Annotated in this window: 22 protein-coding genes; 6 read left to right on the plus strand and 16 right to left on the minus strand. The window is 63.4% G+C overall.

Going from position 1 to position 25,604, the window contains the following annotated elements; translation table 11 throughout:
• Positions 1 to 61: 61 nt before the first annotated feature.
• The 4 genes from glgB to JMY24_RS28965 all read right to left on the minus strand — a co-directional run bounded on the left by glgB (position 62) and on the right by JMY24_RS28965 (position 10,314).
• Positions 62 to 2,272, minus strand: a complete 2,211-nt coding sequence (gene glgB, locus JMY24_RS28950; protein ID WP_128597975.1) for a 1,4-alpha-glucan branching protein GlgB — start codon at positions 2,270 to 2,272, stop codon at positions 62 to 64.
• Positions 2,265 to 5,726 carry a maltose alpha-D-glucosyltransferase gene (gene treS / locus JMY24_RS28955; protein ID WP_128597974.1) on the minus strand — a complete coding sequence of 1,154 codons (3,462 nt, stop codon included), beginning with the start codon at positions 5,724 to 5,726 and terminating at the stop codon, positions 2,265 to 2,267. The genes glgB and treS overlap by 8 nt, the downstream gene beginning before the upstream one ends.
• Positions 5,723 to 9,175 (minus strand): maltotransferase domain-containing protein, encoded by a 3,453-nt coding sequence (locus tag JMY24_RS28960; RefSeq protein WP_201703377.1) that lies wholly within the window; start codon positions 9,173 to 9,175, stop codon positions 5,723 to 5,725. Before JMY24_RS28960 ends, treS begins: the two co-directional genes overlap by 4 nt.
• 476 nt (positions 9,176 to 9,651) lie before the next feature.
• Complete coding sequence (locus JMY24_RS28965; protein WP_128597973.1) at positions 9,652 to 10,314, minus strand: DUF1345 domain-containing protein; 663 nt, start codon at positions 10,312 to 10,314, stop codon at positions 9,652 to 9,654.
• Positions 10,315 to 10,712: 398 nt separating this feature from the next.
• Here JMY24_RS28965 and JMY24_RS28970 point away from each other — a divergent pair, with 398 nt between their 5' ends.
• Positions 10,713 to 11,450, plus strand: coding sequence for a metallophosphoesterase (locus JMY24_RS28970; protein WP_128588638.1), 738 nt, complete (start codon positions 10,713 to 10,715; stop codon positions 11,448 to 11,450).
• Between the two features lie 22 nt (positions 11,451 to 11,472).
• Here the strand turns inward: JMY24_RS28970 and JMY24_RS28975 are convergent, their stop codons facing one another.
• Both JMY24_RS28975 and JMY24_RS28980 read right to left on the minus strand, forming a co-directional pair.
• A complete protein-coding gene (locus JMY24_RS28975) occupies positions 11,473 to 12,174 on the minus strand; it encodes an RES family NAD+ phosphorylase (RefSeq protein WP_128588640.1) in 702 nt (233 codons plus the stop codon).
• Positions 12,171 to 12,608 carry an MbcA/ParS/Xre antitoxin family protein gene (locus JMY24_RS28980; RefSeq protein WP_128588642.1) on the minus strand — a complete coding sequence of 146 codons (438 nt, stop codon included), beginning with the start codon at positions 12,606 to 12,608 and terminating at the stop codon, positions 12,171 to 12,173. Before JMY24_RS28980 ends, JMY24_RS28975 begins: the two co-directional genes overlap by 4 nt.
• Before the next feature lie 114 nt (positions 12,609 to 12,722).
• Between JMY24_RS28980 and JMY24_RS28985 the strand changes: the two genes are divergently transcribed.
• Positions 12,723 to 13,355, plus strand: a complete 633-nt coding sequence (locus JMY24_RS28985) for a hypothetical protein (RefSeq protein ID WP_236597563.1) — start codon at positions 12,723 to 12,725, stop codon at positions 13,353 to 13,355.
• Between the two features lie 196 nt (positions 13,356 to 13,551).
• Here JMY24_RS28985 and JMY24_RS28990 read toward each other — a convergent pair whose 3' ends face one another.
• On the minus strand, positions 13,552 to 14,403 hold the full coding sequence (locus JMY24_RS28990) for a LysR family transcriptional regulator (protein WP_201703379.1): 852 nt from the start codon (positions 14,401 to 14,403) through the stop codon (positions 13,552 to 13,554).
• 97 nt (positions 14,404 to 14,500) lie between these two features.
• On the opposite strand from JMY24_RS28990, the gene JMY24_RS28995 reads away from it, so the two are divergent.
• Together JMY24_RS28995 and JMY24_RS29000 are read left to right on the plus strand one after the other, a co-directional pair.
• Positions 14,501 to 14,884: a tautomerase family protein gene (locus JMY24_RS28995; RefSeq protein ID WP_128597972.1), complete on the plus strand. Its 384-nt coding sequence runs from the start codon at positions 14,501 to 14,503 to the stop codon at positions 14,882 to 14,884.
• A gap of 153 nt (positions 14,885 to 15,037) precedes the next feature.
• On the plus strand, positions 15,038 to 15,874 hold the full coding sequence (locus tag JMY24_RS29000) for a TOBE domain-containing protein (protein WP_201703380.1): 837 nt from the start codon (positions 15,038 to 15,040) through the stop codon (positions 15,872 to 15,874).
• Between the two features lie 36 nt (positions 15,875 to 15,910).
• Here JMY24_RS29000 and JMY24_RS29005 read toward each other — a convergent pair whose 3' ends face one another.
• The 4 genes from JMY24_RS29005 to JMY24_RS29020 all read right to left on the minus strand — a co-directional run bounded on the left by JMY24_RS29005 (position 15,911) and on the right by JMY24_RS29020 (position 18,952).
• On the minus strand, positions 15,911 to 16,612 hold the full coding sequence (locus tag JMY24_RS29005; protein WP_128597970.1) for a sulfate/molybdate ABC transporter ATP-binding protein: 702 nt from the start codon (positions 16,610 to 16,612) through the stop codon (positions 15,911 to 15,913).
• 1 nt (position 16,613) lies between these two features.
• The gene (gene modB / locus JMY24_RS29010; protein WP_128585778.1) at positions 16,614 to 17,288 is read right to left on the minus strand and encodes a molybdate ABC transporter permease subunit; all 675 of its coding nucleotides are present in this window, start codon (positions 17,286 to 17,288) and stop codon (positions 16,614 to 16,616) included.
• A gap of 51 nt (positions 17,289 to 17,339) precedes the next feature.
• The gene (modA, locus tag JMY24_RS29015) at positions 17,340 to 18,113 is read right to left on the minus strand and encodes a molybdate ABC transporter substrate-binding protein (RefSeq protein WP_128597969.1); all 774 of its coding nucleotides are present in this window, start codon (positions 18,111 to 18,113) and stop codon (positions 17,340 to 17,342) included.
• A gap of 131 nt (positions 18,114 to 18,244) precedes the next feature.
• A complete protein-coding gene (locus JMY24_RS29020; RefSeq protein WP_128597968.1) occupies positions 18,245 to 18,952 on the minus strand; it encodes a phosphatase PAP2 family protein in 708 nt (235 codons plus the stop codon).
• 333 nt (positions 18,953 to 19,285) lie between these two features.
• Here JMY24_RS29020 and JMY24_RS29025 point away from each other — a divergent pair, with 333 nt between their 5' ends.
• The gene (locus JMY24_RS29025; RefSeq protein WP_128597967.1) at positions 19,286 to 20,476 is read left to right on the plus strand and encodes an extracellular catalytic domain type 1 short-chain-length polyhydroxyalkanoate depolymerase; all 1,191 of its coding nucleotides are present in this window, start codon (positions 19,286 to 19,288) and stop codon (positions 20,474 to 20,476) included.
• 109 nt (positions 20,477 to 20,585) lie between these two features.
• Positions 20,586 to 20,762 (plus strand): DUF3563 family protein, encoded by a 177-nt coding sequence (locus tag JMY24_RS29030; RefSeq protein WP_084530981.1) that lies wholly within the window; start codon positions 20,586 to 20,588, stop codon positions 20,760 to 20,762.
• Between the two features lie 137 nt (positions 20,763 to 20,899).
• Here JMY24_RS29030 and JMY24_RS29035 read toward each other — a convergent pair whose 3' ends face one another.
• The 5 genes from JMY24_RS29035 to JMY24_RS29055 all read right to left on the minus strand — a co-directional run bounded on the left by JMY24_RS29035 (position 20,900) and on the right by JMY24_RS29055 (position 25,549).
• A complete protein-coding gene (locus JMY24_RS29035) occupies positions 20,900 to 22,399 on the minus strand; it encodes a cryptochrome/photolyase family protein (protein ID WP_128597966.1) in 1,500 nt (499 codons plus the stop codon).
• 124 nt (positions 22,400 to 22,523) lie between these two features.
• Positions 22,524 to 22,943 (minus strand): organic hydroperoxide resistance protein, encoded by a 420-nt coding sequence (locus JMY24_RS29040; RefSeq protein ID WP_027779541.1) that lies wholly within the window; start codon positions 22,941 to 22,943, stop codon positions 22,524 to 22,526.
• A 169-nt stretch (positions 22,944 to 23,112) separates the two neighbouring features.
• Positions 23,113 to 23,568, minus strand: a complete 456-nt coding sequence (locus tag JMY24_RS29045; protein WP_128597965.1) for a MarR family winged helix-turn-helix transcriptional regulator — start codon at positions 23,566 to 23,568, stop codon at positions 23,113 to 23,115.
• 185 nt (positions 23,569 to 23,753) lie between these two features.
• Positions 23,754 to 24,563 (minus strand): BPSS1780 family membrane protein, encoded by an 810-nt coding sequence (locus JMY24_RS29050; RefSeq protein ID WP_128597964.1) that lies wholly within the window; start codon positions 24,561 to 24,563, stop codon positions 23,754 to 23,756.
• Positions 24,554 to 25,549 carry a homoserine kinase gene (locus JMY24_RS29055; RefSeq protein WP_201703381.1) on the minus strand — a complete coding sequence of 332 codons (996 nt, stop codon included), beginning with the start codon at positions 25,547 to 25,549 and terminating at the stop codon, positions 24,554 to 24,556. The genes JMY24_RS29050 and JMY24_RS29055 overlap by 10 nt, the downstream gene beginning before the upstream one ends.
• Positions 25,550 to 25,604 lie beyond the last annotated feature (55 nt).

A 25,604-nucleotide genomic window follows, 5' to 3' on the forward strand; every position in this document is an offset into this window, starting at 1 on the left:
CGCTCGCTTCGGCATGATCGGGACGCGTCCGATCGCAGCCGGTTTCCCTGTCAGTCTCCGCTCAATCGGCGCGCAGCACGATCGTCGCCAGCGGCGGCAGGGTCAGGGGGGCGGAATGCGGCCAGCCGTGGCTCGAGATCGCCTCGGTATGAATCACACCGCCGTTGCCCATATTCGAGCCGCCGTACACGCCTGCGTCGGTATTGAGCACTTCCGACCAGCGTCCTTCGCGCGGCATGCCGACGCGATAGCCGACGCGCGGCACCGGCGTCATGTTGCACACCACGACGAGTTCGCGGCCCGCGCCGTCCGTGCGGCGATACGCGAATACGCTGTTGGCGCTGTCGTCGCCGACCAGCCAGTCGAAGCCGCCGGGCTCGCTGTCGAGCAGATGCAGCGCCGGCTCCTGGTTGTACAAACGGTTCAGGTCGCGCACCAGCAATTGCACGCCATGGTGATGAGGGTCGTCGAGCAGATGCCAGTGCGGTGACGTGTCGTGATCGAACTCCGCGATCTGGCCGAACTCGCAGCCCATAAAAAGCAGCTTCTTGCCGGGATGCGTCCACATGAAGCCGAAGTACGCGCGCAGATTGGCAAACTTCTGCCACATATCGCCGGGCATCTTGCCGAGCAACGAGCCTTTGCCGTGCACCACTTCATCGTGCGAAAGCGGCAGCACGAAGCGCTCGGAGTACGCATAGACCATGCCGAACGTCATGTTGTGATGGTGGTACTGCCGATAGACCGGATTTTCCTGCATGTAGTGCAGCGTGTCGTGCATCCAGCCCATGTTCCACTTGAAGTGGAAACCCAGGCCGCCGTCCTCGACGCGCGCCGTCACGCCCGGCCACGCGGTCGATTCTTCGGCGATGGTGATCGCGCCGGGCACGCCTGGCACGTAACCCACCTCATGATTCAGGCGCTTCAGGAACGCGATCGATTCGAGGTTCTCGCGCCCGCCGTAAATATTCGGCACCCACTCGTCGGCTGCGCGCGAATAGTCGCGGTACAGCATCGACGCAACGGCGTCCACGCGCAAGCCGTCCACGTGATAGCGCTTAAGCCAGGCGAGGCCCGAGGCCACCAGGAACGCGCTCACCTCGTTGCGACCGAGGTTGTAAATCATCGTGTTCCAGTCCTGGTGATAGCCCTCGCGCGGGTCGGCATGCTCGTAGAGCGGCGTGCCGTCGAACTGGACGAGGCCATGCGCGTCGTTCGGGAAATGCGCGGGCACCCAGTCGAGAATCACGCCGAGTCCGGCCTCGTGCGCCTTGTTGACGAAGGCGGCGAACTGCTCCGGTTTGCCAAAGCGCGCGGACGGCGCGAACTGTCCAAGCGGCTGATAGCCCCACGATCCGCCGAACGGATGTTCCGCGACCGGCATGAACTCGACGTGCGTGAAGCCCATGGTCTTCACATAGGGAATCAGACGCTCGGCGAGTTCTTCCCAATTGAGGCCGCGCTGACCTTCTTCGGCGATGCGCAACCACGACTCCGCATGCACCTCGTAGATCGAAATCGGCGAGCGCGGCGTCTGCTTTTCGCCGCGCGACTGGATCCATTCGTGATCGCTCCACGGAAACTGCTCGATCTCGTCGACATGTGCGACGACCGACGCCGTACCTGGCGGCTTCTCGGTCTGCATTGCGCAAGGGTCGGCCTTTAGCGGCAGCGGATGGCCGTCGCGTGAGAGCAACTCGTATTTGTAGCGCGTGCCCGGCCCGACTCGCGGCACGAACAATTCCCACACGCCCGCCTGATGACGCAGGCGCATCGGATGACGCCGGCCGTCCCACGCGTTGAAGTCGCCCACCACCGAGACGCGCCGCGCGTTCGGCGCCCATACGGCAAAGCGCACGCCGGGCACGCCGTCCACTTCCATTGGACGCGAGCCGAGGCATTCGAGCACGGCATAAGGATCGCCGCCCGCGAGACGCCCGAGCGGTTCGTCGCCGAGAACGGGGCCGAACGAATACGTGTCCTCGATTTCCTGCTCCGTGCCATGCCAGTCGATGCGCAGGCGATATGGCACCGCCGCGCTCACGCGGCCTGCGAAAAGGCCCGGACGCAACTGCTGAAGTTCGCCGAGCAACGAGCCGTCGGCGCGCGAAATCACGCTGACGTGCGTCGCATTGGGCAACAGCGCGCGCACCACCGGACCGACGTCCGTCTGATGCAGGCCGAGCTGCGAGAAAGGATCGGGATGACGCGCTTCGACGAGCGCGTCCATATCGAGCGGCTGGAGGCCTGCGGCCGGATCGTGTTCACTCATAGTCGCCCTCGGCCGGATGAGGCGGTGTGGCGGCGTCTGGCGCCTGGGTTGACGGATCGTGCGACGTGCTCTTGTCGCCGAGCAAACGGCCTGCGAGCGCGGCTAGTCCGCGCACCGGCAAACTGAGCCATGCCGGGCGGTTGGCCGCCTCATAGCGGATTTCATACGCGGCCTTCTCGATCAGGAACAGATCGAGTAGCGCCTGTTCCGCCTCCGGCGCGACGAGCGGCGTCGGCGCTTCGGCGATGGCCGCGCGGTATTCCTTCAGGAATGTCTCCGTGGCTTGCACGCGGAAACGGTCGAACAGGGTACGTTTGCGATCCGCGGTCTGCTGCGGCGCGCTTTCCATCGTGGACTGCGCCGCGGCGCTCGCATACGACAACGAACGCATCAGGCCGGCCACATCGCGCAGCGGGCTCGACTTCTGGCGACGCTCTTCGAGCGAGCGCGCCGGCTCGCCTTCGAAGTCGATCAGATAGACGTCGCCCTGCGCGACCAGCACCTGGCCCAGATGGAAGTCGCCGTGGATGCGAATGCGCTGCGCTTGCGTGTCCGGTGAAACCAGTTTGTTGACGGCCTCGACGAGCGCGGTGCGCCGGTCGACCAGGCTTCGCGCGAGGGCTTTCGTCTCCGCATCGAGCATCTGTTCGACGCGCGGCGCGAGCAGGTCGAGCGCGCTCGCGAGCATCGACTGTGTGCCGTCGACCCATGCCTTCACCTGATCGGCGCTCGCCGTTTCGGGTGCGAACGCCGGGTCGTCGGTCGGCGAAGCGAGTGCGACGTGCAGCTGTCCAAGGCGTCTGCCGATGATGCCGGCCAACGACGCGTAGCCTTCCAGCAGAATAAGCTCGTTGCCGCGGTCGGGCGTCGATGACGCGTCCGTGTCGACGGCGATCGCGAGTTCGTCCACCGAGCGGCGCAGATGATCGAGCGACCAGTTCCAGGCATCGCCCTGATTGTCGACATAGCCTTGCAGAATCGCGAGCGTATGCGGCACGCCCTCCGGATCGACGCGCACCACTTCGCCAAAGAGCGGCGCGGTGTTCGCATAGCCGAGTTGCGTCAGATAGCGGCTGATCTCCGCTTCCGGATGAATGCCGCTCACGAGGCGCCGCACCAGTTTCAGCACCGCGGCGTCTGCAATGATGAGCGAGCTGTTGCTTTGTTCCGCCGCGAGCCAGCGAATTTCGGGGCGTTCGCCGAGATTCTCGAGTTCAGCGAAGCGCTCGGTCGGAATGAACCTGATCTCGCTTTTCTGCACGGTCGGTATCACCGCGCGTTCGCGCAACTTGCGCATTACGCCGTGCGCGAAAATCGGCAACGCAAAGGCGTCGGTCAAATGCCCGACATTGCGGCCGCGCCGCACACGCGCCAACGCAAGTTGAAGGAACAGAGGCGTGGTGGTCTCGCCGCCCCACGTGATTGCGATCGGCACCACATAACGTTCCGTGTGATCGCCGACATCGGCTTCGATCTCGGTGAACGCGAAGCCTCCGTTGGGGATCGTGGTCAACGCGGCGAGCCGTACCGCATGCATCTTCTGATCCTTCGATGCAAACCAGCGCCGGCGGCTCAACCACGAAGGCAGCACTTCGGATTCGAGCAGCCGCACGTTTTCCGGCGTCGGTCCGACCTGACCCTCGCGTATCACGATCGTGACGAATTCGGGCAACGGCTCGGGGTGCGCCTGCGACCAGGTCGGGCGCTGACCGCCTGGACACAACATGAACCACAGGAAGCCGTACGGCGGGAACGTCAGCAGATAAGTCAACTGGCCGATCGGGGGGAATACGGAATCGGCGGTCATTTCAATCGGCACCGAGCCGTTGAATTCCGACAGATCGAGTTCCACTGCTTGCGGTGCGCGCGACAGATTCGCGACGCAAAGAATCGGCGGCTCGTTGGGCATCTCACGCAGGTACGCGAGAATCTTGCGGTTTTCCGGCTTCAGGAAGCGGATCGTGCCGCGTCCGAAAGTCTGTTTCGCGCGACGCGTGGCGAGCATGCGCCGCGTCCAGTTGAGCAGCGAATGCGGATCGCGGCTTTGCGCTTCGACGTTCACCGCGTCGAAGCCGTAGAGCGAACCCATCACGGGCGGCAACACGAGTTGTTCGGGATCGGCACGCGAGAAGCCGCCATTCCGATCCGACGACCATTGCATCGGCGTGCGCACGCCGTCGCGGTCGCCGAGGTGAATGTTGTCCCCCATGCCTAGCTCGTCGCCGTAATAAATCACGGGCGTGCCCGGCATCGACAACAGCAGCGAATTGATCAACTCGATGCGGCGGCGGTCGCGCTCCATCAGCGGTGCGAGGCGGCGGCGAATGCCGAGGTTAAGACGCGCGCGGCGATCGCTCGCGTAGGTATTCCACAGGTAATCGCGCTCGGAATCCGTGACCATTTCGAGCGTCAGCTCGTCGTGATTGCGCAGGAAAATTGCCCACTGGTTCGAGGCGGCGAGGTCCGGCGTTTGCCGCATGATGTCGGTGATCGGAAAGCGGTCCTCGCTCGCAATCGACATGTAGATGCGCGGCATCAACGGGAAGTGGAATGCCATGTGGCATTCGTCTTCGTCGCCGAAATATTCCTTTACGTCTTCCGGCCACTGGTTTGCTTCGGCGAGCAGCATGCGGTTCGGATATTCCGCGTCGATAGTCGCGCGAATCTTCTTCAGAACGGCATGCGTTTCCGGCAGGTTCTCGTTGTTCGTGCCTTCGCGTTCGACCAGATAGGGCACCGCGTCGAGCCGCAGCCCGTCGATTCCCATGTCGAGCCAGAAGCGCATGATCTGCAACACCTCGCGCAGCACGGCCGGATTGTCGAAATTCAGATCGGGTTGATGCGAGTAAAAGCGGTGCCAGTAGTAAGCGCCCGCAACCGGATCGTGCGTCCAGTTCGACGGCTCCGAGTCGATGAAAATAATCCGTGTTTCCTGATACTTCTGATCGGTATCGGACCACACATAGAAGTTGCGATGGTTCGAACCCGGCTTCGCGCGGCGCGCGCGCTGAAACCACGGGTGCTGATCCGATGTGTGGTTGATCACGAGCTCGGTAATCACGCGGATGCCGCGCGCATGCGCCTCCTGAATGAAGCGCTTGACGTCGGAGAGCTGGCCGTAGTCAGGATGCACGTTGCGGTAATCGGCGATGTCGTATCCGTCGTCGCGACGCGGCGACGGATAGAACGGCAGCAGCCAGATCGCGTTCACGCCGAGTTCGGCGATGTAATCGAGCTTGGCGATAAGGCCGGGGAAATCGCCGACGCCGTCGTTGTTCGCATCGAAGAACGACTTGATGTGCACCTGGTAAATGATCGCGTCTTTGTACCAGAGCGGATCGTCGCTCAATGTGGCCGGCTTGCCGCGGCGGCGCGCGCGCGCCTTTGTTGCGGCGGCGGTTGTCGAGCTTGCATGCGCTTGCGACGTGCTCTGTGAGGGATCGTCACGCTTCATATCGCACCTTCCGTCGGGGTAGGGTTGCCAGCGTCTGCGTGAAGGGCGCTGGTCGAGTCGCTGTCGGCTTCATCGGGACGCTCGGCGGGCAGGCCCCCGAGCGGCGCAATGTGCCAGATGGAAAAAGGCTGGCCGGGGCCGAGCCGCACATGGTGCCAGCGGCCGTGCCATGTAAAACGCGCGCTCGTCATCTGATCGGTCACTTCGAGTGCGCCGTGATCGTGCAGATTCCATTTCTGGAATGTCTCCGACGACAACTCGATGTCCGCACCCTGTTCGTTGAACGGATCGAGATTGATGGCGACGAGTATCACGTTGTCGCGCGCTTCGGTTGCCTTCTCGAAGAACAGAATGTTGTCGTTGTGCGCGGGCAGGAACGTGAGGCCGAGGTGCGTTTGCAGCGCGGGATTCGCACGGCGAATCCGGTTCAGCGCGGTGATCTCCGCCGTGATGTTGCCGGGCCGGTTCCAGTCCCACGCGCGCAACTGATACTTCTCGGAGTCGAGATATTCCTCGCTGTTCGGCAACGCAGCCGCCTCGCAGAGTTCGAAGCCGCTATACACGCCCCACAAACCGGCGAGCGTGGAAGCGAGCGCCGCGCGAATCAGAAAGCCCGTGCGTCCCTGCGATTGCAGATGACGCGGGTTGATGTCCGGCGTATTCACGAAGAAGTTGGGCCGGTAGAAGTCGCGCGCGCTGGTTTGCGTGAGGTCGGTCAGATACTCGATGAAATCGCGCTTCGACTCGCGCCACGTGAAATACGTGTACGACTGCGAGAAGCCGATCTTGCCGAGCCGGTTCATCATGCGCGGACGCGTGAATGCTTCGGCAAGGAAGATCGTGTCTGGATGGCGCGAACGCACGTCGGCGATCACCCACTCCCAAAAGGGCAGCGGCTTGGTGTGCGGGTTGTCGATGCGGAAGATGTGCACGCCCGCGTCGATCCAGAACAGGAACACGTCGCGCAATGCGAGCCACAGGTCGGGCTTCGCGTCGTGCGCGTAGAAGTCGGGATTGACGATGTCCTGGTACTTCTTCGGCGGATTTTCTGCATATCGCAGCGTGCCGTCGGGACGCCAGGCGAACCACGTGGGATGCTCCTTCAGCCACGGATGATCCGGCGAGCACTGCACCGCGAAGTCGAGCGCGATTTCGAGGCCATGGGCGTGCGCGGCGGCGAGCATCTTCTTGAAGTCGTCGAGCGTGCCGAGCTGCGGATGTACGGCGGTATGTCCGCCTTCTGCCCCGCCGATCGCATACGGACTGCCTACGTCGCCAGGCTGTGCGTTCAGCGTGTTGTTGCGGCCTTTGCGATTCGACTGGCCGATTGGATGAATCGGCGGGAAGTACAGCACGTCGAAGCCCATGTCGCGAATGCGCGGCAGCTTCGTCGTGACATCGGCGAACGTGCCGTGGCGCGATTCGTCGTCGCTCATCGAGCGCGGGAAGATCTCGTACCAGCTTGCAAAGCGCGCGGCAGTGCGATCTGCGTCGATCTTGTATGTCACCGGATCGCGACTCAGGAACGGACGATGCCGCGCGGCGATCATCGCCTTCCTGGTGTCCGCATCGAGAAGCAGCTTGAGCTTGGTTTCGTCGTCGGCTTTGGTGAAATGCTCGACGATATTTTTGAGCGGTTCGATGACCGCACCTTCGGTCGTTTCGACTTCGGCTAGTACGAGCGCGAACAGATGCGCGGCCTCATCGAGTTCGATCTCGACGGTTTGACCCGCCTTCAACTTCTTCTCCACATGTTCGACGAGCGAAGCATAGTCGTCCCGCCAGGCGATCACGGTGAATTCGTGACGCCCCATGCGATCGAGCGGAATGCGCGCCTTCCAGATGTCGAGGCCCGCGGGCTGCGCCGGGGTCATCAGCACTTCGTGCCAGGTGTTTTCGTCGGCGGCGCGCCACAGCACGGCGGCGGCGATCTTGTCGTGACCTTCGGCGAAAATCGCGGCGCTGACTTCAGCACGCTCGCCGACGCTGCGCTTGGCGGCGAAGCGGCCGTTGTCGACGGAAGGCGTCACACTTTCGATTGCCACACGCGGCGCATTGATAGCTTCGAGCACGGTCTTGCGGCCGCTGCGCTTGCTGTTCGCTTTGTCGATGGGCGGCGCAAGACAGATCGGCTTCTCCGCCAACGCCTGGAAGAGGCGCACGGCGCCGGGTGCCAGCGCGAACGGCGTCAAAGCCGCAGGCGCGGCGCGGCCAGGCGCATCGAGAGCGACAAAGCGCGTGAAATTGCCGGGCACGCTGGCGAGAAAACGCACTGGATCGACGCGCACAGGCGTGCCGAGTTCGGGATTGATCGCGATGAGAACCGCCTCGCTGGCATCGCGCAGGTCGGGTTGATCGGCGCGCAGCAGCACCGCGGCGGGTGTGCCGGGCCCGCTCAACGCGCGCAATTCCCCGTTCGCGTGCAGCGCTCTTGTGGTGCGTGCGAGTTCATTGGCGCGCTTGATCTGCGGCGTCAGGTCGAATTTTTTAGCCTGGCAAGCCAGTGCGAATTGCGACGGGTCGCCTCGGGTTTGCGACATCGGTTCACTCACGCCGTACTCGAAGCCCATCGGCATCAACCAGCCGGTGCCGATGGCGGACGCCGTGAACAACGCGCGGCGATAGGCGCGTTCGACGATGCTCGAATCGTGCGGATCGCTCAACTCGGCGGCGAGGCGAGTGCCGTAAGGCGCTTCGGGAAACGCGATCGGCCCGCCGATGCGCGCGAGCACCGCATGCTCTTCCACCATCCAGCTCGCGCGATAGTCCCACCAGCGCACCGACGAGAACACGCTGTCGAAGCCCGCGCCCTCGAGTCCGAGCAGATCGCTGCGGGCAAGGCCGGGCGTCGCCGCGAGAAAGCGCACGTCGGGATGAGCGGTGCGCACGGCCTCGCGCAACTGACGCCAGACCTCGGCGGGGACGCGGTGCGGCGAATCGAACCGGAAACCGCCGATACCCGCGTCGGCGAGCGCGAGCAGTTGCTGCGTCCACCAGTCGGCTAGCGCGGCACGCGTGCCGGCGTCGTCGAAGTTCGCATAGGCGACGTTGTCCTCGCGATGCACATGCCGTGGGTCCAGTCGCGCCTCTTCGGATTCCAGCGGATGGAACCAGTCCGCATGCTCCGCGTAGAGTGCGCCATCGGCGGCCACCCGGTCGATCACCAGATCGGCCAGCAGCGTGAGGCCTTGCTGACGTGCCCCGCCTGCGAGTGTGCGGATAGCGTCGACGGCGGGCTGCTCGGTTTCGAACACTGGATGCAGCCGTGCATGGTTGCCCACGACCTGTCCGTGGCTCGCCTGGCCCGGTTCGAAGAGACTGCCGATCAACGCGTGATCGAAGCCCAGCGCGGCCGCGTGGGCGAACTGCGCAGGCCACGCGTCAAGCGGTCCAACCAGAAGTGAATGAAAAAAATAGATCCGCGGCGCGTACCCGTTTGGAGATTCCATCGGTCGTTTCCAGATTTGTCCTGCTGCGGTGTGGATGCGAGTGGCAAGCGATCACAGCGCTCATTGGGCTTCCAGAGCCGGAGGCCGCGCGTTCCGAAGACGGGGGCGCGTACTGGTCAATGTAGTGCAAAGATCGTCACGCCGCTGGCCAGTTACGGGTGTACAGACGCCAGGCGTCGGGGCGAGCCGGCCAGAACCGTCTGCGAAGGTCAGCAAGGCCTGTGCCAGTGGATCGCCGCGAGGGGGCGATGCAGGGCGATGGAGTGCCCTTATGGGAAGGTCTGCGGTAACAAAGTCGGCGCGGCGCTGGAGAAGGCTGCGGGTGCGTGTAAAACGGGCGGAGGTGGTCCGCGTTTTACACGAGACTTGCTCTGGGACGGGCAAGCGCCGTCACTGGGAGAGGCAAGCGCGACTCATGGCTCGCCGTGGCGCTCCACGCCGTGTTGATATTTGCCGCCTTCGCGCGGCGGCGAACATCAGGAACCGAGCAGGCCGGCCGCGATGTTCACGCACAAGCCGAGCACGGCGACGTTGAAGTAGAACGACAAGACGGATTGCGCGAGCGCGGCTCGCCGAATGGGACGTGAGCGCAGCACGACATCGGAGGTTTGCGAGGCAACCGCGATCGTGAACGAGAAGTAAAGAAAGTCCCAATAGTTCGGCGTGAGCGAATGATCGGGAAACAGAAGCGGTGTCTCCGGTGCGTCGGTATCGTAGTAGAGCCGTGCGTAGTGCTGTGTGAAGATGGTGGGAATCAGGAACCACGCGCCCATCAGCGTGAGCCCGGTCAGCGCGTAGTGCCATACCGTCGACGCGCCCGCCGTGCCCTTGGCCGAGGCGAGTTCGAGCACGATCGCGGCAATGCTTGCAATGGTCGCCACGCAGATCACGAACAGCACGACGCCTGCGTTTTCGTCGTCACGGCGCGCGAAGTCCCGTACGCGGCCTTCATCGGCGGCGGCCATGTGCGCCCAGATCAGCACCAGGTAAGTCCACACAGTCGTGTCCCAGCCGACCAGCACGCGGACCATCGGGCGCGTGTGTTCCGGCGTCAACATGGCGACGACGACGCCGATCGCGAGGGCGATCAGCATGCGCGGACGATTGCGAAGCGTTTGCGGATAATATTTTGTGAGCATAAAAGGAGTGCGGGAGGGCGGGCGTGTCGCGGATTCTACTCGCGTGCGCTGCGTCGGCTGACGAACGGGCGCTTCGCACGCATAGCTGCTTACAACGGCTTTGCATGCGGCTTTCAGTCGAAGCACGGATGCAGGCCGGCGCCATTTGCCAGCGCAACTTTCAGTGGCGAATCCTGGTCGGACTCATGTTCGCGCGGGCGTGACATTGGCTTCCAGGCAACGGAAGTTGCCAAAACGCGAAGCCAGCAAGAGCGCGCCCGCAAACCGGCTGTTTTCGGCAAACTCTGCCGCGTACGCGCGGGTTTTTGCGTGGTTTCCTGTCAACTTTGCGCTTTCTCCTGCCGCGCTACGAGAGGCAGCGCGCATACGCATTGGGGATTGCGCATTATCATGAACGTATGGCTTCCGTACTCGACACCTCTGTTCAGCACCATCCGGCCAACCGGAGCGGCCGCGACTTCGTAGTCGGCGACCTGCACGGTTGTGTCGATGCATTGCGCTATCTGTTGCGCCTCGTCTCGTTCGATCCCGCATGTGACCGGCTCTTTTCAGTTGGCGATCTGGTGGATCGCGGCGAACATTCCGAACAGGCGTTGGCTCTGCTCGACAAGCCGTGGTTTTTCGCCGTGCTCGGCAATCACGAAGACGCGCTGTGCGCCGTCGCCGATGGCCGCTTGCGGCGGCAATGGTGGTACGGCATTGGCGGCGCGTGGGCAGCCAATCTGCCCGACGAGAGTTTGCGTCGCTACGCCGAGCGGCTGCGCACGCTGCCGCTCGCACGCGTGGTGGGCAGCGGGCCTGAGCGCTTCAATGTTTTGCATGCCGAATTTTTCGGCACCGACGCCGAGCTCGACGCGGGCAATTTCTCCGCCGACACGCGCCAGCAATTGCTATGGGGACGTGATCTCGCGATGGGCAACGGCGATCCGCAACGGCAGCGTGGTTTGTCGCTGACTTACTGCGGCCATACGCCGATGCGCGACATCAAGCAGATCGGCGCGCAGGTGTTCATCGACACCGGCGCATTCGGCCCTGGCGGCAGGCTGACAATCGTCGAGCCCCGAGCGCTGCGGCGCTGGTCCATTTCAGTGGAAGAGGCGCGGGCTGAAGGAGCGGCGGCGCTGGCGCTGCCTTGACGAGGCGCTCATCAAGAAGCTGTCAGCCGACCTGGTTCAGCTCAAACACCATGTCCACGCTCGTGCCGTTCCAGTTGTATTCCAGATACGCCGCGTGGTGACAGTCGCGCAACAGCGTTGTCCTGAATGCAGCGAGGCATTCGCCTTCAGCGTCCCGCACCGATGGGTACGCGATGCCCGGCGCTCCCGCCTCGCGCACCGCACGGCCGAGCGATTGGCCGCCGAGATAATCGTCCGGAGAGAGCACTGCGAGATCGAGCTTCGGATCGCCGCGAAGGTCGACCACTTCCCCTTGCGCCACGACCGTGTAGAGACGCATTTGCTGACGCATTGGCGGCTCGGCCGTGGCTTCCAGAAATTTGCCCGTGTGATAGCGCGTTTCGGCTATTGCCGTGGCGCGCGAGCGGGCGCAATAGAACACGCCGTAGGTGCCGTCGGAAAAGCGGCTGCCCAGTGGATTCAGATGCGTGAGCGCGGCCATGATCGGTCCGTAGCCCGGCCCAAAGCGCCGCTCTTCGCGCGGCACGAGATCGAGTTCGCCGACTTCGGTGCGCAGACGGTCGTTGGTCATTGCTTCGAGCGCGTATAGCGCGTCGAAATCTTCCGGCGATGCGACCCGATCGAACAGATTGACGGCCGGAAAGCGGGTGGGAATTACGCGATACGCGGGCGACCAATCCAGAGGCGCGCTGCGCCAGCGGTCCTGCCAATGCGGTTCTGTCACGCCCAGCCGCCTCGCATTGCGTCGAGATACTGGCGCACGGCCACGAGGTCGCTGACATTGCCCGCCAGCATGCGGTCGAGTGCGCGACGGCCGCCGAAGGGCGGTGCGCTGTTAGGGCGTTTGATCCAGGTGTCCGCTGTGCCCGGCTGCGGCAACAGGATTTGCAGCGCCTTGTATATGCCGAGCAGCAGCGACAGGCGCTCCAGCGTATCGCGACCGACGCGCGCCGCTTCCGGCGCCTGCTTCCACTTGAAGTAAGTGGAGCGGCCTGGCGAACCGAGCAGCATGATCTGCTCGTCGGCGCTTAGATCCCAGTCTTGCGCGATTCTGAAGAACGCGCGCAAACCCGCCGCAGACATTTCTGCAAACGAAGGTTCCGAATTCGGCCGACGCAGAGGTGCTTCGGGCTGGGTGGCGCGGGCGGCATGAGCCATGAGCGGTGAGTCCTTATATGTACTTATTGCTTATGCTAGTCCAAATCTGGATTTTTGCAAGGGAATATAATCCCGGCTCGTCACGAAAGTCAAAGATTTCAGGAGATGCAGCAGATGTGGTTTCGAGTAGCAGCAATGGCGATTGCGGTGTGGTGCGTATCGGGCGCGGCCATGGCGGGCGGCTATACGGAAGTGTGGAATCCGCCGGAGGCAAGCGCACATGGCAAGCACAGCGCGGTCACCGGGCAGTCCGTGCGGGATGGGAAGGGCGCTTCAAAAACGGTAGCGAAGACTGGTGGAAAGCATGCGGCGACGCGGTCGGCGTCGGGGGTTGCATCTGGGTCGGCGTCGGCGTCGGCGGTCGGGGCCGGTCGGGCGGAGAAGTCGAGCAAGCACGGTGGCGTCAATCATGTGACGGCCGCCGGCGCGAACAAGGCTTCCGACGCGGCGGGAGGCAAGGCGAAGCAGAAGGCAGCGGTCGTCGCCCAAGGCACGAAAGCCCGTGCGCACGTGGCGCAGACGCAACCCGGTCAGTCGAAGGCCATGCACGCCGACACGGTGCAAAGTCACGCCGCGGATGCCGGTCCGATTAATGACGCCGGGAGCAGGCGAAGTGCGGCGGGAACGTCGGCGGCGATCTCGCCGCGTTCCTCCGCGCCCGTCACAAATGCGGGCGCTGATCAGACCGCAGCAGCCGCGAACCCGGCGACAGCCCGCAGCGGCTCTCTCCCGCCGATTTTGCACTGAGTTGTGAACGCGCGGGTGTAGGCCCTCGGCGGCGAGGTGTTAGCGGGCGTAGCGTGGCCGATGCTGCGAAGTCGAAGCTGCGAAAGGTAGGCGCGGACGGCCCCGCGTGCGTACCCGGCGAACTCGTGAGCTGGCGAAGCCCGCCGACCGCCGACCGGCAACCGCCGACCCCACGCAAAACGCGCCCTCTAGCCGCTCACCCGCTCGCCAGCCCGTTCGTCACCAGCCGCAGCGTTTCCTTCGAACGCTCGTCCCTCACGCGAGAGTGCAGCGTCACGCGGGATTCAGGCAACCGAGGCAGTCCAAGCCGGGCGCCGACATCGATCAAACCGCGCGGAGCTACTCTTCGCGCAAGTGGCGACACCGCGAGTCCCGCGGCCACCGCCGCGCCAACAGCCGCGACGCCGCCACCGACGAAAACCTCCTGCCATGCCACGGACGCCTCCGTCAGCGTACGCAGCGCAACATCGCGCACATTGCATGGCGGGCTCAACAGCGCGAGCGCCAATGGCTCGCCGACCCGCGGCAGCCACGCCGGCGTTGCCAGCCATTCGAGCGGCTCGCTGAACAACACCTGGGCGTCATCGCGCGGCGGCTCGTCCGCGCCATACCGGACGATCACCGCGTCGAGACGGCGCTCGTCGAAATGGGCGAGCAGCGCAGCGGACGTGCCAAGGTGCAACTCGACCACGAGCCCCGGATCGTGCGCGTTCAGTCGCGCCAGCAGTTGCGGCAGTTCGGGCCCCGCAACATGTTCGCTCAGGCCGAGTGAAAGCCGCCGACGCTCCACCGACAGCGACCCCAGCGCCCGCTCATGCGCGTTCAACAGGTCGCGGGCCGCGCTGAGAAACGCTTTGCCGTCGACGGAAAGACGCACCACGCGGGGCGTGCGCTCCAGCAACTGCTTGCCCAGATGCCCTTCGAGGCGCTTGAGCTTGAGGCTGACGGCGGATTGCGTGGTGTCGAGCGCATCGGCGGCGCGCGTGAAGCTGCACAGATCGGCGACAAGCACGAACGCGCGGACGGCATCGAGATCAAGGACTTTCATTTCGATCCAACATAGATGAAATAGCCAGCAATATCTGTTTATTATGACTCAGCCGGCCTAAGCTGTGTTCACGTATCCACCACCTGAGGAGATAGTCATGCCGCTTACCCGAATCGCTTTGCGCGCCGGCAAGCCCGCCGAATATCGGAAGTCACTTACAGACAGCATCCAGCGCGCGCTCGTCGCCACGTTCAACGTGCCGAAAGACGACATCTTCATGTTGATCACCGAGCACGAGCCGGACAATTTTGTGTACGACAACCAGTATCTGAACGTCCAGCGAACCGACGACCTCGTGATGATTCAGATAACGCTGAACAACACGCGCACGCTGGAGCAGAAAAAGGCGCTTTACAAGCGCATGGTCGATGAGTTGCATGAGTCGCCCGGGCTCAGGCGCGAGGATGTGCTGATCAACCTCGTCGAAGTGCTGAAAGAGAACTGGTCGTTCGGCAACGGGATCGCCCAATACGCGCTTTGAGCGGCGGCGCTTCGACCGGTGCCGTCGGGGCGTCGCGGCAGTTTTTTGCCGTTACGGTTTGCGCGGCCTCCCCAGCCTTTAGCCTCCGAGGCGCGCAGCACCGGTCGCTATAATGGTCCGCTGTCCTCGATCATTCACTGACCGGTCCCCGCCATGGCACCCGAGCTCAACGATCCGTCCCACGAACCGCTGGAAGTCGGCGGTTCCGTCTGGTTCCAGGCGGGCGCCAATACGCTCGGTGGCGCGTCGCGAATCGCGCTTCTCGCGGCGATCGGCGAAACCGGCTCCATCACCAGCGCGGCGAAGGCTGTCGGCATGAGCTACAAGGGCGCATGGGACGCCGTCGACGCAATGAACAACCTCGCCGGCGAGCCGCTCGTCGTGCGCCTGACTGGCGGCAAGGGCGGCGGCGGCACCACGCTGACGCCGCGCGCGCTCAAGCTTATCGAGACCTTTCGCGCGGTCGAGCGCGAACATCGACGCTTTCTCGAGCGTGCGGGCGCTGCGATCGAAGGTTTCGCGACGGACTGGGATCTGATCGGCCGTATCGGCGTAAAAACCAGCGCGCGCAATCAGCTGTACGGCACCGTATCGCAAATCGCGCGCGGCACGATCAACGACGAGGTCTCGCTGACGCTGCCCGGCGGCCACACGATCGTCGCCGTCCTCACGCACGAAAGCACCGAAGCGCTGGGTCTCGCGGTCGGCTTGGCGGCGTTCGCGCTGATCAAGGCGTCGTGGGTCGTGCTGTTAGTCGAAGGGGAAAGCGGCGCGCCGCTGAAATTGTCCGCTCGCAACCAGTTGCGGGGCACCGTGCAAAGCGTCAAGCGGGGCGCGGTCAATGCGGAGGTGTCGCTCGTGCTCGAAGGCGGCGCGGTCATCACTGCCGTGGTCACCAACCAGAGCGCTGAATCACTTGGTCTCGCACAAGGCGCGAGCGCGGTCGCCGTGTTCAAGGCATCCAGCGTGATATTTGGCGTGAAAGATTGAAGGGGTTCGGGCGAAGGCGAGGGCAAAGCGCGCCAATCACGTCTCGCTGCGTGCGTAGCCGCTGAACGCCTGGTTTTCGCGAACGCGGCCGTCGCTGATCTGCACGACCTGATCGCCGAAGGCGGCCACGTCGTCGGGATCGTGCGTGATAAGCACCATCGGAATATCCAGCCGTGTTTGCAGCTCGGACAACTCCAGCCGCATGCGCTGACGCAGCGTGCTGTCCAAAGCCGAGAACGGTTCGTCCAGCAACAGCAGTTGAGGTTGCGCGACGAGCGCGCGCGCAAGCGCGACGCGCTGTTTCTGTCCACCGGAAAGTTGCGCCGGATAATTGCCGGCGACACCGCGCAACTCCAGCGCGTCGAGCCAGTAATCAATCTGCGCATGGCTGCTGCGCGCGCGCGGATTGAACCAGCCGCTTTGCAAGCCGAAGCCGATGTTTTGGCGCACGTTCAGATGCGGAAACAGCGCGTAGTCCTGGAAAAGGTACGCGACCTTGCGCGCCTGCGGCTTCAGATCCACATCGAACTTGCTGTCGAATAGCGCATTGCCGTGCAGCGTGATCTTGCCTTCGTCGGGACGTAACAGGCCGGCGATCGCCTGCAGCGTCAGACTCTTTCCCGCGCCGGACGGGCCGAACAGCACCACGCGCTGCGTGGTCGCAGTAAAGGCGACGTCGAGCGTGAAGCGGCGCTCGGCGCTCACGAATGTCTTGCGGATGTCGACGTCGAGCGGCATGTCAGCGGTAAGCCAGAAGCGTGCGTTGCGGCACGAGGCGGCCGGCGAGCAGCAGGATCACGACGCACGTTACCGAGGTCACGAGCACGAGGAAGTTCGCCGTGGCGTCGTCGCCCGCTTGCACGGCTGAGTAGACCGCGACCGAAAGCGTCTGCGTGCGGCCCGGCAGATTGCCCGCGATCATCAGCGTGGCGCCGAATTCGCCGAGCGCTCGCGCGAACGCGAGCAGGCCGCCGGCGAGAATTCCACGCGCGGCAAGCGGCAGGCTCACGCGAAAGAAAACCGCAGCTTCGCTGACGCCGAGCGTGCGCGCGGCGCGTTCGAGTTGGGGATCGACGGCTTCGAAGGCGGCGCGCGCCGACTTCAGCACGAGCGGGAACGCGACCACCGTCGACGCGATCACCGCGCCTTGCCAGGTGAACACCAGCTGGATGTCGAAGCGGTCGAGCCAGGCGCCGACCACACCGCGTCGCCCAAGCAGCACGAGCAGGTAGTAACCGAGCACCGTGGGCGGCATGACGAGCGGAAGCGTCAGCAACGAATCGACGACGTCGCGGGCGCCCGAGCGCCAGCGCGACAGGCCAAATCCGGCAGCGACACCGAACACCAGATTGAGCGCGGTCGCCCAGCCCGCCACCTTGAGTGACAGCATCAGCGGAATCCAGGCTTGTTGCATGATCGTTTGCGGTCCGTTGTCGACGTTGATCGAGGTAGCGGGATTTGTACGTTAGTGGGCCGGTTTGAAACCGTACTTCGCCAACACCGCCTGGCCGGCCGGCGACAACACGAAGCTTACGAAGGCCTGTGCGTCCGCTGCATGACGGCTACCCTCCACTTGCGCGATCGGGTAGGTGATCTGTGTTTGCGTCGGCACGGTCAGCGCGACCTTGACCTTGCCGGGCACGATTGCGGCGTCGGTACCGAACACGAAACCGGCGTCCACTTCACCCCGCGACACATAATCGAGGCTTTGACGCACGTTCGCCGCGAGTACGGCCTTGACGCTCACGGCATCCCACACTCCGGCGGCTTGCAACGCACCTTGCGTATATCGGCCGACCGGCACGGAGGCCGGATCGCCATACGCAATCCTTTTCACATTCGACGATGTCAGTTCGTTGAGACTGGTCGGCGCAAAACGACTGTCCGCCGGCACGATCAAAACGAGCGAATTGGCCGCGAAGTCCTTGCGCGTGGCCGGTACGATGACTTTCTCCGCCGCGGCCTTGTCCATGGCTTTCTGGTCTGCTGACGCAAAAACGTCGGCGGGCGCGCCTTTGGCGATTTGCTGCATCAATACGTCGGAAGCGCCGAAATTGAGCAGAACCTTGGTACCGGCGTGCTGCTTTTCGAAGGCTTCGCTCACTGCCGTGAACGCATTGGTCAGGCTGGCGGCGGCGGACACTACCAGCTCATCGGCGCGCGCGCTGGCGCTAAAGGCAATAGAAATCGCGCCGGTCATCAGCAGCGCTTGTTTCAGCAGGCGGCGGGACAGTGTCATGAACGTGTGAAAGTCCGGCGCGCGCCGGAACGGTGATTAAAAACCCATATCGTAATATAGACGAGGTTATAGCGCTGGCATGACGAGCATGCCGCAGCGCAAATATGGCAGATGGTGAGGCGGGAAAAGGCTTAGATGTCGAGCGAGCGCGGCGGCGCGAGAGCGTTTCGCGTCTGCGTCTGCGAGATTGGCGCGGCGGCCGGCCGGACATTGCGCACGGCCTTCCACTTTGCACGGATGAATGGCCGGTCGTGGCCAGACACTTTTAGCGCGATGTGCGTCACCCAGCGCTGAGTCGGCACGTGAACGCCGTGCATCAGTACAGCAAGCGCCATCAGACTGACCGCGACTGGAAGCACGGAAAGGCGCTCCGGAACGGCGTTCCACGCCATCCGCACGAACAATAGCGCGGCTAGCGCACCGACGAGACACCCGGTGATTGCTTCCGAAGGCGAGTGCGCGCTCAGCACCACGCGCGACAAGCCCACCGCCATTCCGGCAGCCAGGCCGAGTAAAACGCCCAGCACGCGGACGGACGGCCGCGTGCGCAGCAACATCAGGAATAGTGCGACTGGATAGACGGCCGTTGAGAGCATTGCATGGCCGCTTACCCCCGTAAAATCGAGCTCGCGCACGCCCACGCCCCAGCCGAGGAACGCCAGCTTCGTGACCGTCACCACGCCGATTGCCGCGCCGAGCAGCAGCAGCCAGCCGGCTGCCATGCGCCAGGAGTAGCCGACCGCGAGCCACAACGCGATGGCGAATGCCAGCGGCAGCGTCATTCCGGCGCCGCCGAGGCTGGTGATCGAGTACCACAGTTGGGCTGGTAGGTCGGGCATCGAGAAAAGGCGGTCAGAGCCGCATAGAATCGTTGATATCTCACTAAACGCGCGAGCGAGGCAAAGCGCCGACGCGTTCGGGTAACCGCCAGTATAGACGGCGGCTAGCGACGGCTCGCGCCGCGCAGACACGCTTTTTGCTTCCCGATGTTAGGCGGCCAACAGGCGCTATCAGCCTTTGAGGGCGGCCGGGGACAAGGTTTAGTGCAGTAAGCGGTGGCGGCGGACTCGCCTGGCAGCTTCTGCATCGCCTGAGGATTGATGCTATTGTGCATTGCACAAGAAATGCATTTGCATTCGTCAATCCTGCCCTTTTTGCGAGGTTTTGCGCCGATGGCAAAAAGTTTATCGAAGATCTGGCTCCGCGGCCTCAAGCGTCTGCTCGCGATTCAAACCGAGCACGCCCAGAAGACCGCCAAGCGCGCGACCAAGCGCCCGGCCCGCCCGGCGTCCACCAAGCCGTCGACGAAAGTTCGCCTGCTGAAGTCTGCCGCGGTACGTTCGCCCGTCAAACGCGAAGTGCCGCACGCGGCCGCGCGCGAATCGCGAGTGCGTCCGCGCGCTGCAGCCTGGGCGAGCGGATCTTGGACACGTTCGTTCCATTCGGCGCCCGCGGCGCCGGGTCGGCTGGTCAATCATCTCCAATATGGCCTCTACGTTCCGTCGGGCCACGCCCTCGAAACCATGCCGTTGCTCGTGATGTTGCACGGCTGCACGCAATCCATCGACGAATTCGCGCAAGGCACGCGCATGAACGTGCTGGCGGACCGCTACGGCTTTGCGGTCGTCTATCCCGAACAGTCGAAGCATGCGCATTCGCACCGCTGCTGGCATTGGTACGACTCGGGCGAAAGCGCGGGTGGTGCCGAGGCGCGGGCGGTGGTGTCGCTCGTCGATGCGCTGGTCGCCCAGCACGGCTTCGACAACGAGCGCGTGTATGTCGCTGGAATTTCTGCGGGGGCGGGGCTCACGGCGCTGCTGGCGCTGCATTTTCCGGAGCGCTTTGCGGCGGTCGCGCTGCACTCGGGCCCGGCTTTTGGCGAGGCCCGCTCCGGCATTACGGCGATGGACGTGATGCGGCGCGGTGCGCGGCGCGATCCGGCCGAACTCGTCGACGAGATCGCGGACGTGGCGCACTATCCTGGTATGCCGGCGCTCATCATCCACGGCGACGCCGATCATGTCGTTGCGCCGGTCAACGCCGACCAGCTTGTGACGCAGTTTCTGCGTCTGAATCGGATGATCGATCAAAAAGGCGCGCGCAAATCAGGTGAAATGCGCGAAGACCGAAAAGGCGGCATGACGCTGCGCGACTATTTCCGGAGCGGTCGGCGCGTCGTGCGCGTGTGTCATGTGCAAGGCCTGGGGCACGCCTGGAGCGGCGGTGACGATTCTGTGCCGTTCCATTCCGCGAAGGGCCCGGACGCCAGCGCCATGGTGTGGGAGTTCTTCAAGCATCAGCGGCGGGTGGGCGCGGGCGTCGACGAAAGCATTGCGGCAGAGGCCTCTGCGCACGCGCGGTGACTTTTGAGCAACACCTCAAAATGAGTGATGGCGTAACCCTAGGGTTTTCCCTATAATACGGGTTATCCCCTAGGCGTTTATGCCTACACTCATTGCCGAGGCTCTAATCATGTACCTGCTTACCCGCCTGTTCCTGTTTTTGACCAAGTCGCCCGAACAACTCGCGAAAGAACGCGCTGACGCATTCCTCGCGGAAGCGACCGATCTGTACGACCTCGAATTCCGCATGCGCAAGCTGGATCGCGACGCGAACTTTCGTCAGCCGTCGTGGATGAGCCAGCACTAAGCTGCGCGCTAGTTGAAGCATCGGCGGTAGCAAATGACGCCGGTGCCGGGCGAAGGGCCTAAGTGTCGGCTCCAAGCCAGTCGTATTGCTAAAACAGCCGCTTTCCGGCTGTGTGACAAGGTACTGTGAGCGTGCGCTCACTTTCCAAAACGAGCCAGCGTCCGGGCTCTTGCCTGCGCGTGGTCGACGATCGGCGCCGGGTAATCTTTGCCCAACACAACGTCAAATTCTGCGAGCCGTTCCGCGCCTGCCAACCACGGCGCATGGATCCATTTGGCCGGCAGCTTCCCAAGCTGCGGCAAATAGCGTTTGATGAATCGGCCGTCCGAATCGAATTTTTCCGACTGCGTGATCGGATTGAAGATCCGGAAATAGGGCTGCGCATCGCATCCTGTCGACGCAGCCCATTGCCAGCCACCGTTATTTGCCGCGAAGTCGAAGTCGTTCAGTTGGTCGGCAAAATAGCGCTCGCCGAGCCGCCAGTCGACGCCTAAGTCCTTCACCAGAAAACTCGCAGTCACCATGCGCAGACGGTTATGCATGTAGCCGGTGCTGTTGAGCTGCAACATGGCCGCGTCGATCAGCGGATAGCCGGTGCGGCCTTCGCACCATGCGGCGAACGCTTCATCCGCTTCCGCGCCCTGCTCCCAACGCAGGCGGTCGTACTCCTCCTTGAACGACGCACCGCCCGCCAGTTTGGGGTGATGCGACAGGATCATGAAGTAGAAATCCCGCCAGATGAGTTCCGAGAGCCACGTGGCCGAGCCCCGGCCGTCCGGTTGCAGGGACATTTCCTGAGCGAGCCGCGCGAGTGTGCGAATCGACACGGTGCCAAAGCGCAAGTGCACCGACAAATAGCTGGGACCCTTAGCCGCCGGAAAATCGCGCCGTTCAGCATAGCTGTCGATCCGCGTGAGGAAGTCGTCGAGCAGAAGCCGGGCGCCGCTCATGCCGGTGGGCAACTCGAGCTCGCGGAGATTGCTGGGCGCGAAGCCCAGTTGATCGAGCGTCGGTAGCTGCCGGTCTAGTTTTGCGGGCAGCTTCGCCAGGTGGTTTGCGTAGGTTTCGACTGGATAGGGCTTCAGATCGAAGCTCGTCAGTTGCTTGAGCCACGCGTTCTTGTACGGCGTGAAAACCGTGAATGGCTTGTTCTGGCCAGTCAACAATTCGGCGCGCTCGAAAATCACCTGGTCCTTGAAGGTCAGCCATTGGCGTCCCGCCTCAGCGAGACGCTCGCGCACGGTCTCGTCGCGCTCGATCGCGGCGGGTTCGTAGTCGTGGTTCGCGAATACGGCATCGACCTGAAGCTCGTTGGCGAGCTTCGGCACGAGATCGGCGGGATCGCCGTTCAGCACGACGAGCCCGCCGCCCTGAGCGCGCAGCGCTTCGTCCAGTTCGCGCAGCGACGCAAGAATGAACTCGACGCGGCGATCTTGCGCCTGTGTGCCCGGATGACGCGTCTGCCATTTATCAACGAGCGGTTGCAGGATCGTCGTATCGAACACGAACACGCACCACACGCGCTCGCAATGCTTGAGCGCGTAGTACAGCGCGGCGTTATCGGTGCTGCGCAGGTCGCGGCGGAACCAGACCAGGCCGGTGTCGAAGGTGTCGTTCAGTCGTCGGACGCGTGTCATCGGCAAGTTGAGCTGTAAATTGCTGCGCGCCCGCCCTCGGCATCGAGGGGCGGGCGCGGATGAGGCCGGCCTGGAAGCGCCGCGCCTTTCTGGCGAGCGGTTAGCGACTCGCCGACGTGGCAGCTTACGCGACTTGCAGACGAACCGCGACGTTGTTGCGCGTAGCGTTCGAGTACGGGCAAACCTGGTGAGCGGCGTCGACCAGTTCTCTAGCCGCATCTGCATCCAGACCCGGCAGCGAGATGCGCAGATCGATGTCGAGTGCGAAGCCGCCCTTGTCGTTCGGACCGATGCCGACTTCTGCGGTGACCTGAGTATCGGCAGGCAGCGTTTGCTTGTGCTGACCTGCGACAAACTTCATTGCGCTGAGAAAACACGCCGAATAGCCGGCCGCGAACAACTGCTCGGGGTTCGTGCCTGCTGCGCCGTTGCCGCCCAATTCGCGCGGCGCCGCGAGCTTAACGTCCAACGCATTGTCCGACGATACTGCACGGCCGTCGCGCCCACCGGTGCTCGTTGCACTTGCTTTGTAGAGTATGTTCATCGCGCTGCTCCTTGATCTGGGTTATGAAGGTCTGCATGTTGCCGCTTCGCGCTACCCGCCGTCGTGGCGCGGCGCTAGTGAAGCGGCATGTGGTAAGAATAGTACACAAATCATTTGTGTACAAATGAAATTTTGCATCGCGTCGATAGGCAAGCCTTTTGCCTCGGCGCTACTCGTTATCCATGTAGTCGTTAAGCGTGGTACGCAGGCGAGTCAGATCGTCGCGCAAACGCAGCAGGAATTCGGGCGACTGTTGGGTGGCGCAAAAGATTTCGGCGGGCACCTCGCGGGCCTGACGCTTGAGCGCTGCGCCGGCCTTGGTGAGCCGAATGTAGACGAGACGCTCGTCTTCCACTCCCCGCACTCGTTCCACTAGACCTTGCGTCTCGAGGCGTTTGAGCAGGGGTGTGACAGTCGCCGAATCGAGGTTCAGGCGCGCGGCCATGCCCTTGACCGTGACGTCGTCGCTCTCCCATAGCACCAGCATCGCCAGATATTGCGGATACGTGAGACCGAGCTTGTCGAGAAGCGGCTTGTAGGCCTTGGTCATCGCCAGCGACGTGGAGTAGAGGGCGAAGCACAGTTGCTCGTCGAGCGTGAAGGGCAAAGCGGGGCGCTGGGTCATGATGCATCTCGTGTCAAAGGAGTGCACGCAAATAGATTGAGTGCAAACCATTGTGCCGCAAATCGGCGCACATTGACGACTATGAGACGCAAAGGCGGACTACGAGGAGCGGGCGCGGCGACGGACGCGGCCGGCCCGCGAGCAACGGAGCGCCCGTGCTGCGAACAGCAACCGGCGCCGGGCTTTCAAGCGGCCGGTGTAGTCGGCAGATCAGGCGTCTGCGGCGTCTGCACGCCGTAGCAGCCGCGATATGTCGCGTAGAACGAGCAATACAGCATGGTCGTGACGATCATCGTGGCGGGCATCAATACGGCGAACGCGAAGTCGCCCGCGCCGAGCGCCTGCATCAACGCTGACAATCCGAGCGACACCGTCATGGCCACTGCAAACCACAGCGCGCCGAACACGATGAATGCGCCGCGATTGCGCCAGCAACTGACGAGGCTGAAGAACATCGCCTTGACAGGCGGTACATCGTGCCACGCCGCGAGAATGGGCGAGAACCAGAACAGCATGGCCACTGGAATGTAGAGCGCGAAGGCCGTGACCACGGCGAGCGGCATATTGCTGTTGGCGACTGCCTGAGGGTCCATTGCCGCGCCCGCGCCAAGCATCACCTTCAGCAACATGCCGCCGTCAGCGAGTGCCGAACCCGCGAGCACCACCGCCATTGCGATCACGTAGAACACGCCGAGCACGATCAGCCGCCGTGCGACCACTGGTCCGTACGAACGGAAGCCGTCCACGAGGATTGTTGGGAAGACAGGCTTGCCGGCGATCGTATTGCGACATGCGGCCATGAAGCCGACGGCGACGCCGGGAATAAACGCCAGCGGCAACACGCTGCCGATCAGCGGGATTTGCGCAACGAGCGTCATCACCAGCAGATAGGTGAAGAACAATGTGAGGAACGCGAGCGGATTCTTGCGGAACAGCCAGATACCTTGCCGGAACCATACATAGCCGGTTTTCGCGGGGACTTCGATCAGTTGCATGAGGTGTGAATGCCTGGTAGTGCGACGCCGGACAGGCGCTCGCGCAGAATGCGCTCGAAATGGCCGGGATCGTGCGGTTTGAGCAGTTCGGCCGCGCGCGGCAAATGAAAATCATACAGGCGCGAGACCCAGAAACGGTATGCGCCCGCCCGCAGCATGTCGCCCCAATGACGGTTTTCTTCGACGGTAAAGGGACGCACGGTTTGATACGCGCGCAGCATGGCCTCGGTGCGTGCGTGGTCGAGCTTGCCCGTGGCGAGATCGACGCACCAGTCGTTGACGGTCACGGCGACGTCGAACAGCCACTTGTCGCAGCCAGCGAAGTAAAAATCGAAGAAGCCGCCGAGGCGAACCTCGTGACCGGTCTCGGGCGCGGCATGCGCGAACATAGCGTTGTCGCGGAACAGGTCGGCGTGACAGGGGCCCTCGGGCAGCGCCGCGTAATCCGCCGACGCGAAGAACGCCTCCTGATATGCGAGCTCGGACGACAGCAATTCACGCTGCTCGCCTTCGAGAAACGGCAGGATGGTCGGCACTGTTTCTTTCCACCACTGCAGGCTGCGCAGGTTCGGCTGATAGCCGGTGTAATCGCGCCCGGCGAGATGCATGCGGGCAAGCATCTGTCCGACTTCAATGCAATGTTCGACGCCCGGCGCCAGTTCCGGCGCGCCTTCGAGTTTCGTCACGATAGCGGCGGGCTTGCCGTGCAGGATGCCGAACAGCGACCCGTCCTCACGCGGCATCGGGTCGGGCACGGGCACGCGGTGTGCCGCAAGATGGCGCATCAGGTTCAGATAGAACGGCAATTGCCCGGCCGTCAGCTTTTCAAAAATGGTGAGGACGTATTCGCCGCGCGTCGTCGTCAGAAAAAAATTGCTGTTTTCGATGCCGGACGTAATGCCGCGAAATTCGACGACTTCGCCGAGATCGTAATGGCGCATCCAGTCTGCTAGTTGGGATTCGGTGACAGCGGTGAAGACAGCCATGCGGGAAACGTCAGGTCAGGTTGGTCGGGCTGGCGCGATGCGGCCAGCGGGCTAC

Source organism: Paraburkholderia kirstenboschensis (assembly GCF_904848585.1).
GTDB classification, from domain to species: domain Bacteria; phylum Pseudomonadota; class Gammaproteobacteria; order Burkholderiales; family Burkholderiaceae; genus Paraburkholderia; species Paraburkholderia kirstenboschensis.

What these genes read in the sequence shown, in the direction of transcription:
- glgB (WP_128597975.1), bottom strand. Translation starts at nt 2,272, where the DNA reads ATGAGTGAACACGATCCGGCCGCAGGCCTCCAGCCGCTCGATATGGAC.
- treS (WP_128597974.1), bottom strand. Translation starts at nt 5,726, where the DNA reads ATGAAGCGTGACGATCCCTCACAGAGCACGTCGCAAGCGCATGCAAGC.
- JMY24_RS28960 (WP_201703377.1), bottom strand. Translation starts at nt 9,175, where the DNA reads ATGGAATCTCCAAACGGGTACGCGCCGCGGATCTATTTTTTTCATTCA.
- JMY24_RS28965 (WP_128597973.1), bottom strand. Translation starts at nt 10,314, where the DNA reads ATGCTCACAAAATATTATCCGCAAACGCTTCGCAATCGTCCGCGCATG.
- JMY24_RS28970 (WP_128588638.1), top strand. Translation starts at nt 10,713, where the DNA reads ATGGCTTCCGTACTCGACACCTCTGTTCAGCACCATCCGGCCAACCGG.
- JMY24_RS28980 (WP_128588642.1), bottom strand. Translation starts at nt 12,608, where the DNA reads ATGGCTCATGCCGCCCGCGCCACCCAGCCCGAAGCACCTCTGCGTCGG.
- JMY24_RS28985 (WP_236597563.1), top strand. Translation starts at nt 12,723, where the DNA reads ATGTGGTTTCGAGTAGCAGCAATGGCGATTGCGGTGTGGTGCGTATCG.
- JMY24_RS28990 (WP_201703379.1), bottom strand. Translation starts at nt 14,403, where the DNA reads ATGAAAGTCCTTGATCTCGATGCCGTCCGCGCGTTCGTGCTTGTCGCC.
- JMY24_RS28995 (WP_128597972.1), top strand. Translation starts at nt 14,501, where the DNA reads ATGCCGCTTACCCGAATCGCTTTGCGCGCCGGCAAGCCCGCCGAATAT.
- JMY24_RS29000 (WP_201703380.1), top strand. Translation starts at nt 15,038, where the DNA reads ATGGCACCCGAGCTCAACGATCCGTCCCACGAACCGCTGGAAGTCGGC.
- JMY24_RS29005 (WP_128597970.1), bottom strand. Translation starts at nt 16,612, where the DNA reads ATGCCGCTCGACGTCGACATCCGCAAGACATTCGTGAGCGCCGAGCGC.
- modB (WP_128585778.1), bottom strand. Translation starts at nt 17,288, where the DNA reads ATGCAACAAGCCTGGATTCCGCTGATGCTGTCACTCAAGGTGGCGGGC.
- modA (WP_128597969.1), bottom strand. Translation starts at nt 18,113, where the DNA reads ATGACACTGTCCCGCCGCCTGCTGAAACAAGCGCTGCTGATGACCGGC.
- JMY24_RS29020 (WP_128597968.1), bottom strand. Translation starts at nt 18,952, where the DNA reads ATGCCCGACCTACCAGCCCAACTGTGGTACTCGATCACCAGCCTCGGC.
- JMY24_RS29025 (WP_128597967.1), top strand. Translation starts at nt 19,286, where the DNA reads ATGGCAAAAAGTTTATCGAAGATCTGGCTCCGCGGCCTCAAGCGTCTG.
- JMY24_RS29030 (WP_084530981.1), top strand. Translation starts at nt 20,586, where the DNA reads ATGTACCTGCTTACCCGCCTGTTCCTGTTTTTGACCAAGTCGCCCGAA.
- JMY24_RS29035 (WP_128597966.1), bottom strand. Translation starts at nt 22,399, where the DNA reads ATGACACGCGTCCGACGACTGAACGACACCTTCGACACCGGCCTGGTC.
- JMY24_RS29040 (WP_027779541.1), bottom strand. Translation starts at nt 22,943, where the DNA reads ATGAACATACTCTACAAAGCAAGTGCAACGAGCACCGGTGGGCGCGAC.
- JMY24_RS29045 (WP_128597965.1), bottom strand. Translation starts at nt 23,568, where the DNA reads ATGACCCAGCGCCCCGCTTTGCCCTTCACGCTCGACGAGCAACTGTGC.
- JMY24_RS29050 (WP_128597964.1), bottom strand. Translation starts at nt 24,563, where the DNA reads ATGCAACTGATCGAAGTCCCCGCGAAAACCGGCTATGTATGGTTCCGG.
- JMY24_RS29055 (WP_201703381.1), bottom strand. Translation starts at nt 25,549, where the DNA reads ATGGCTGTCTTCACCGCTGTCACCGAATCCCAACTAGCAGACTGGATG.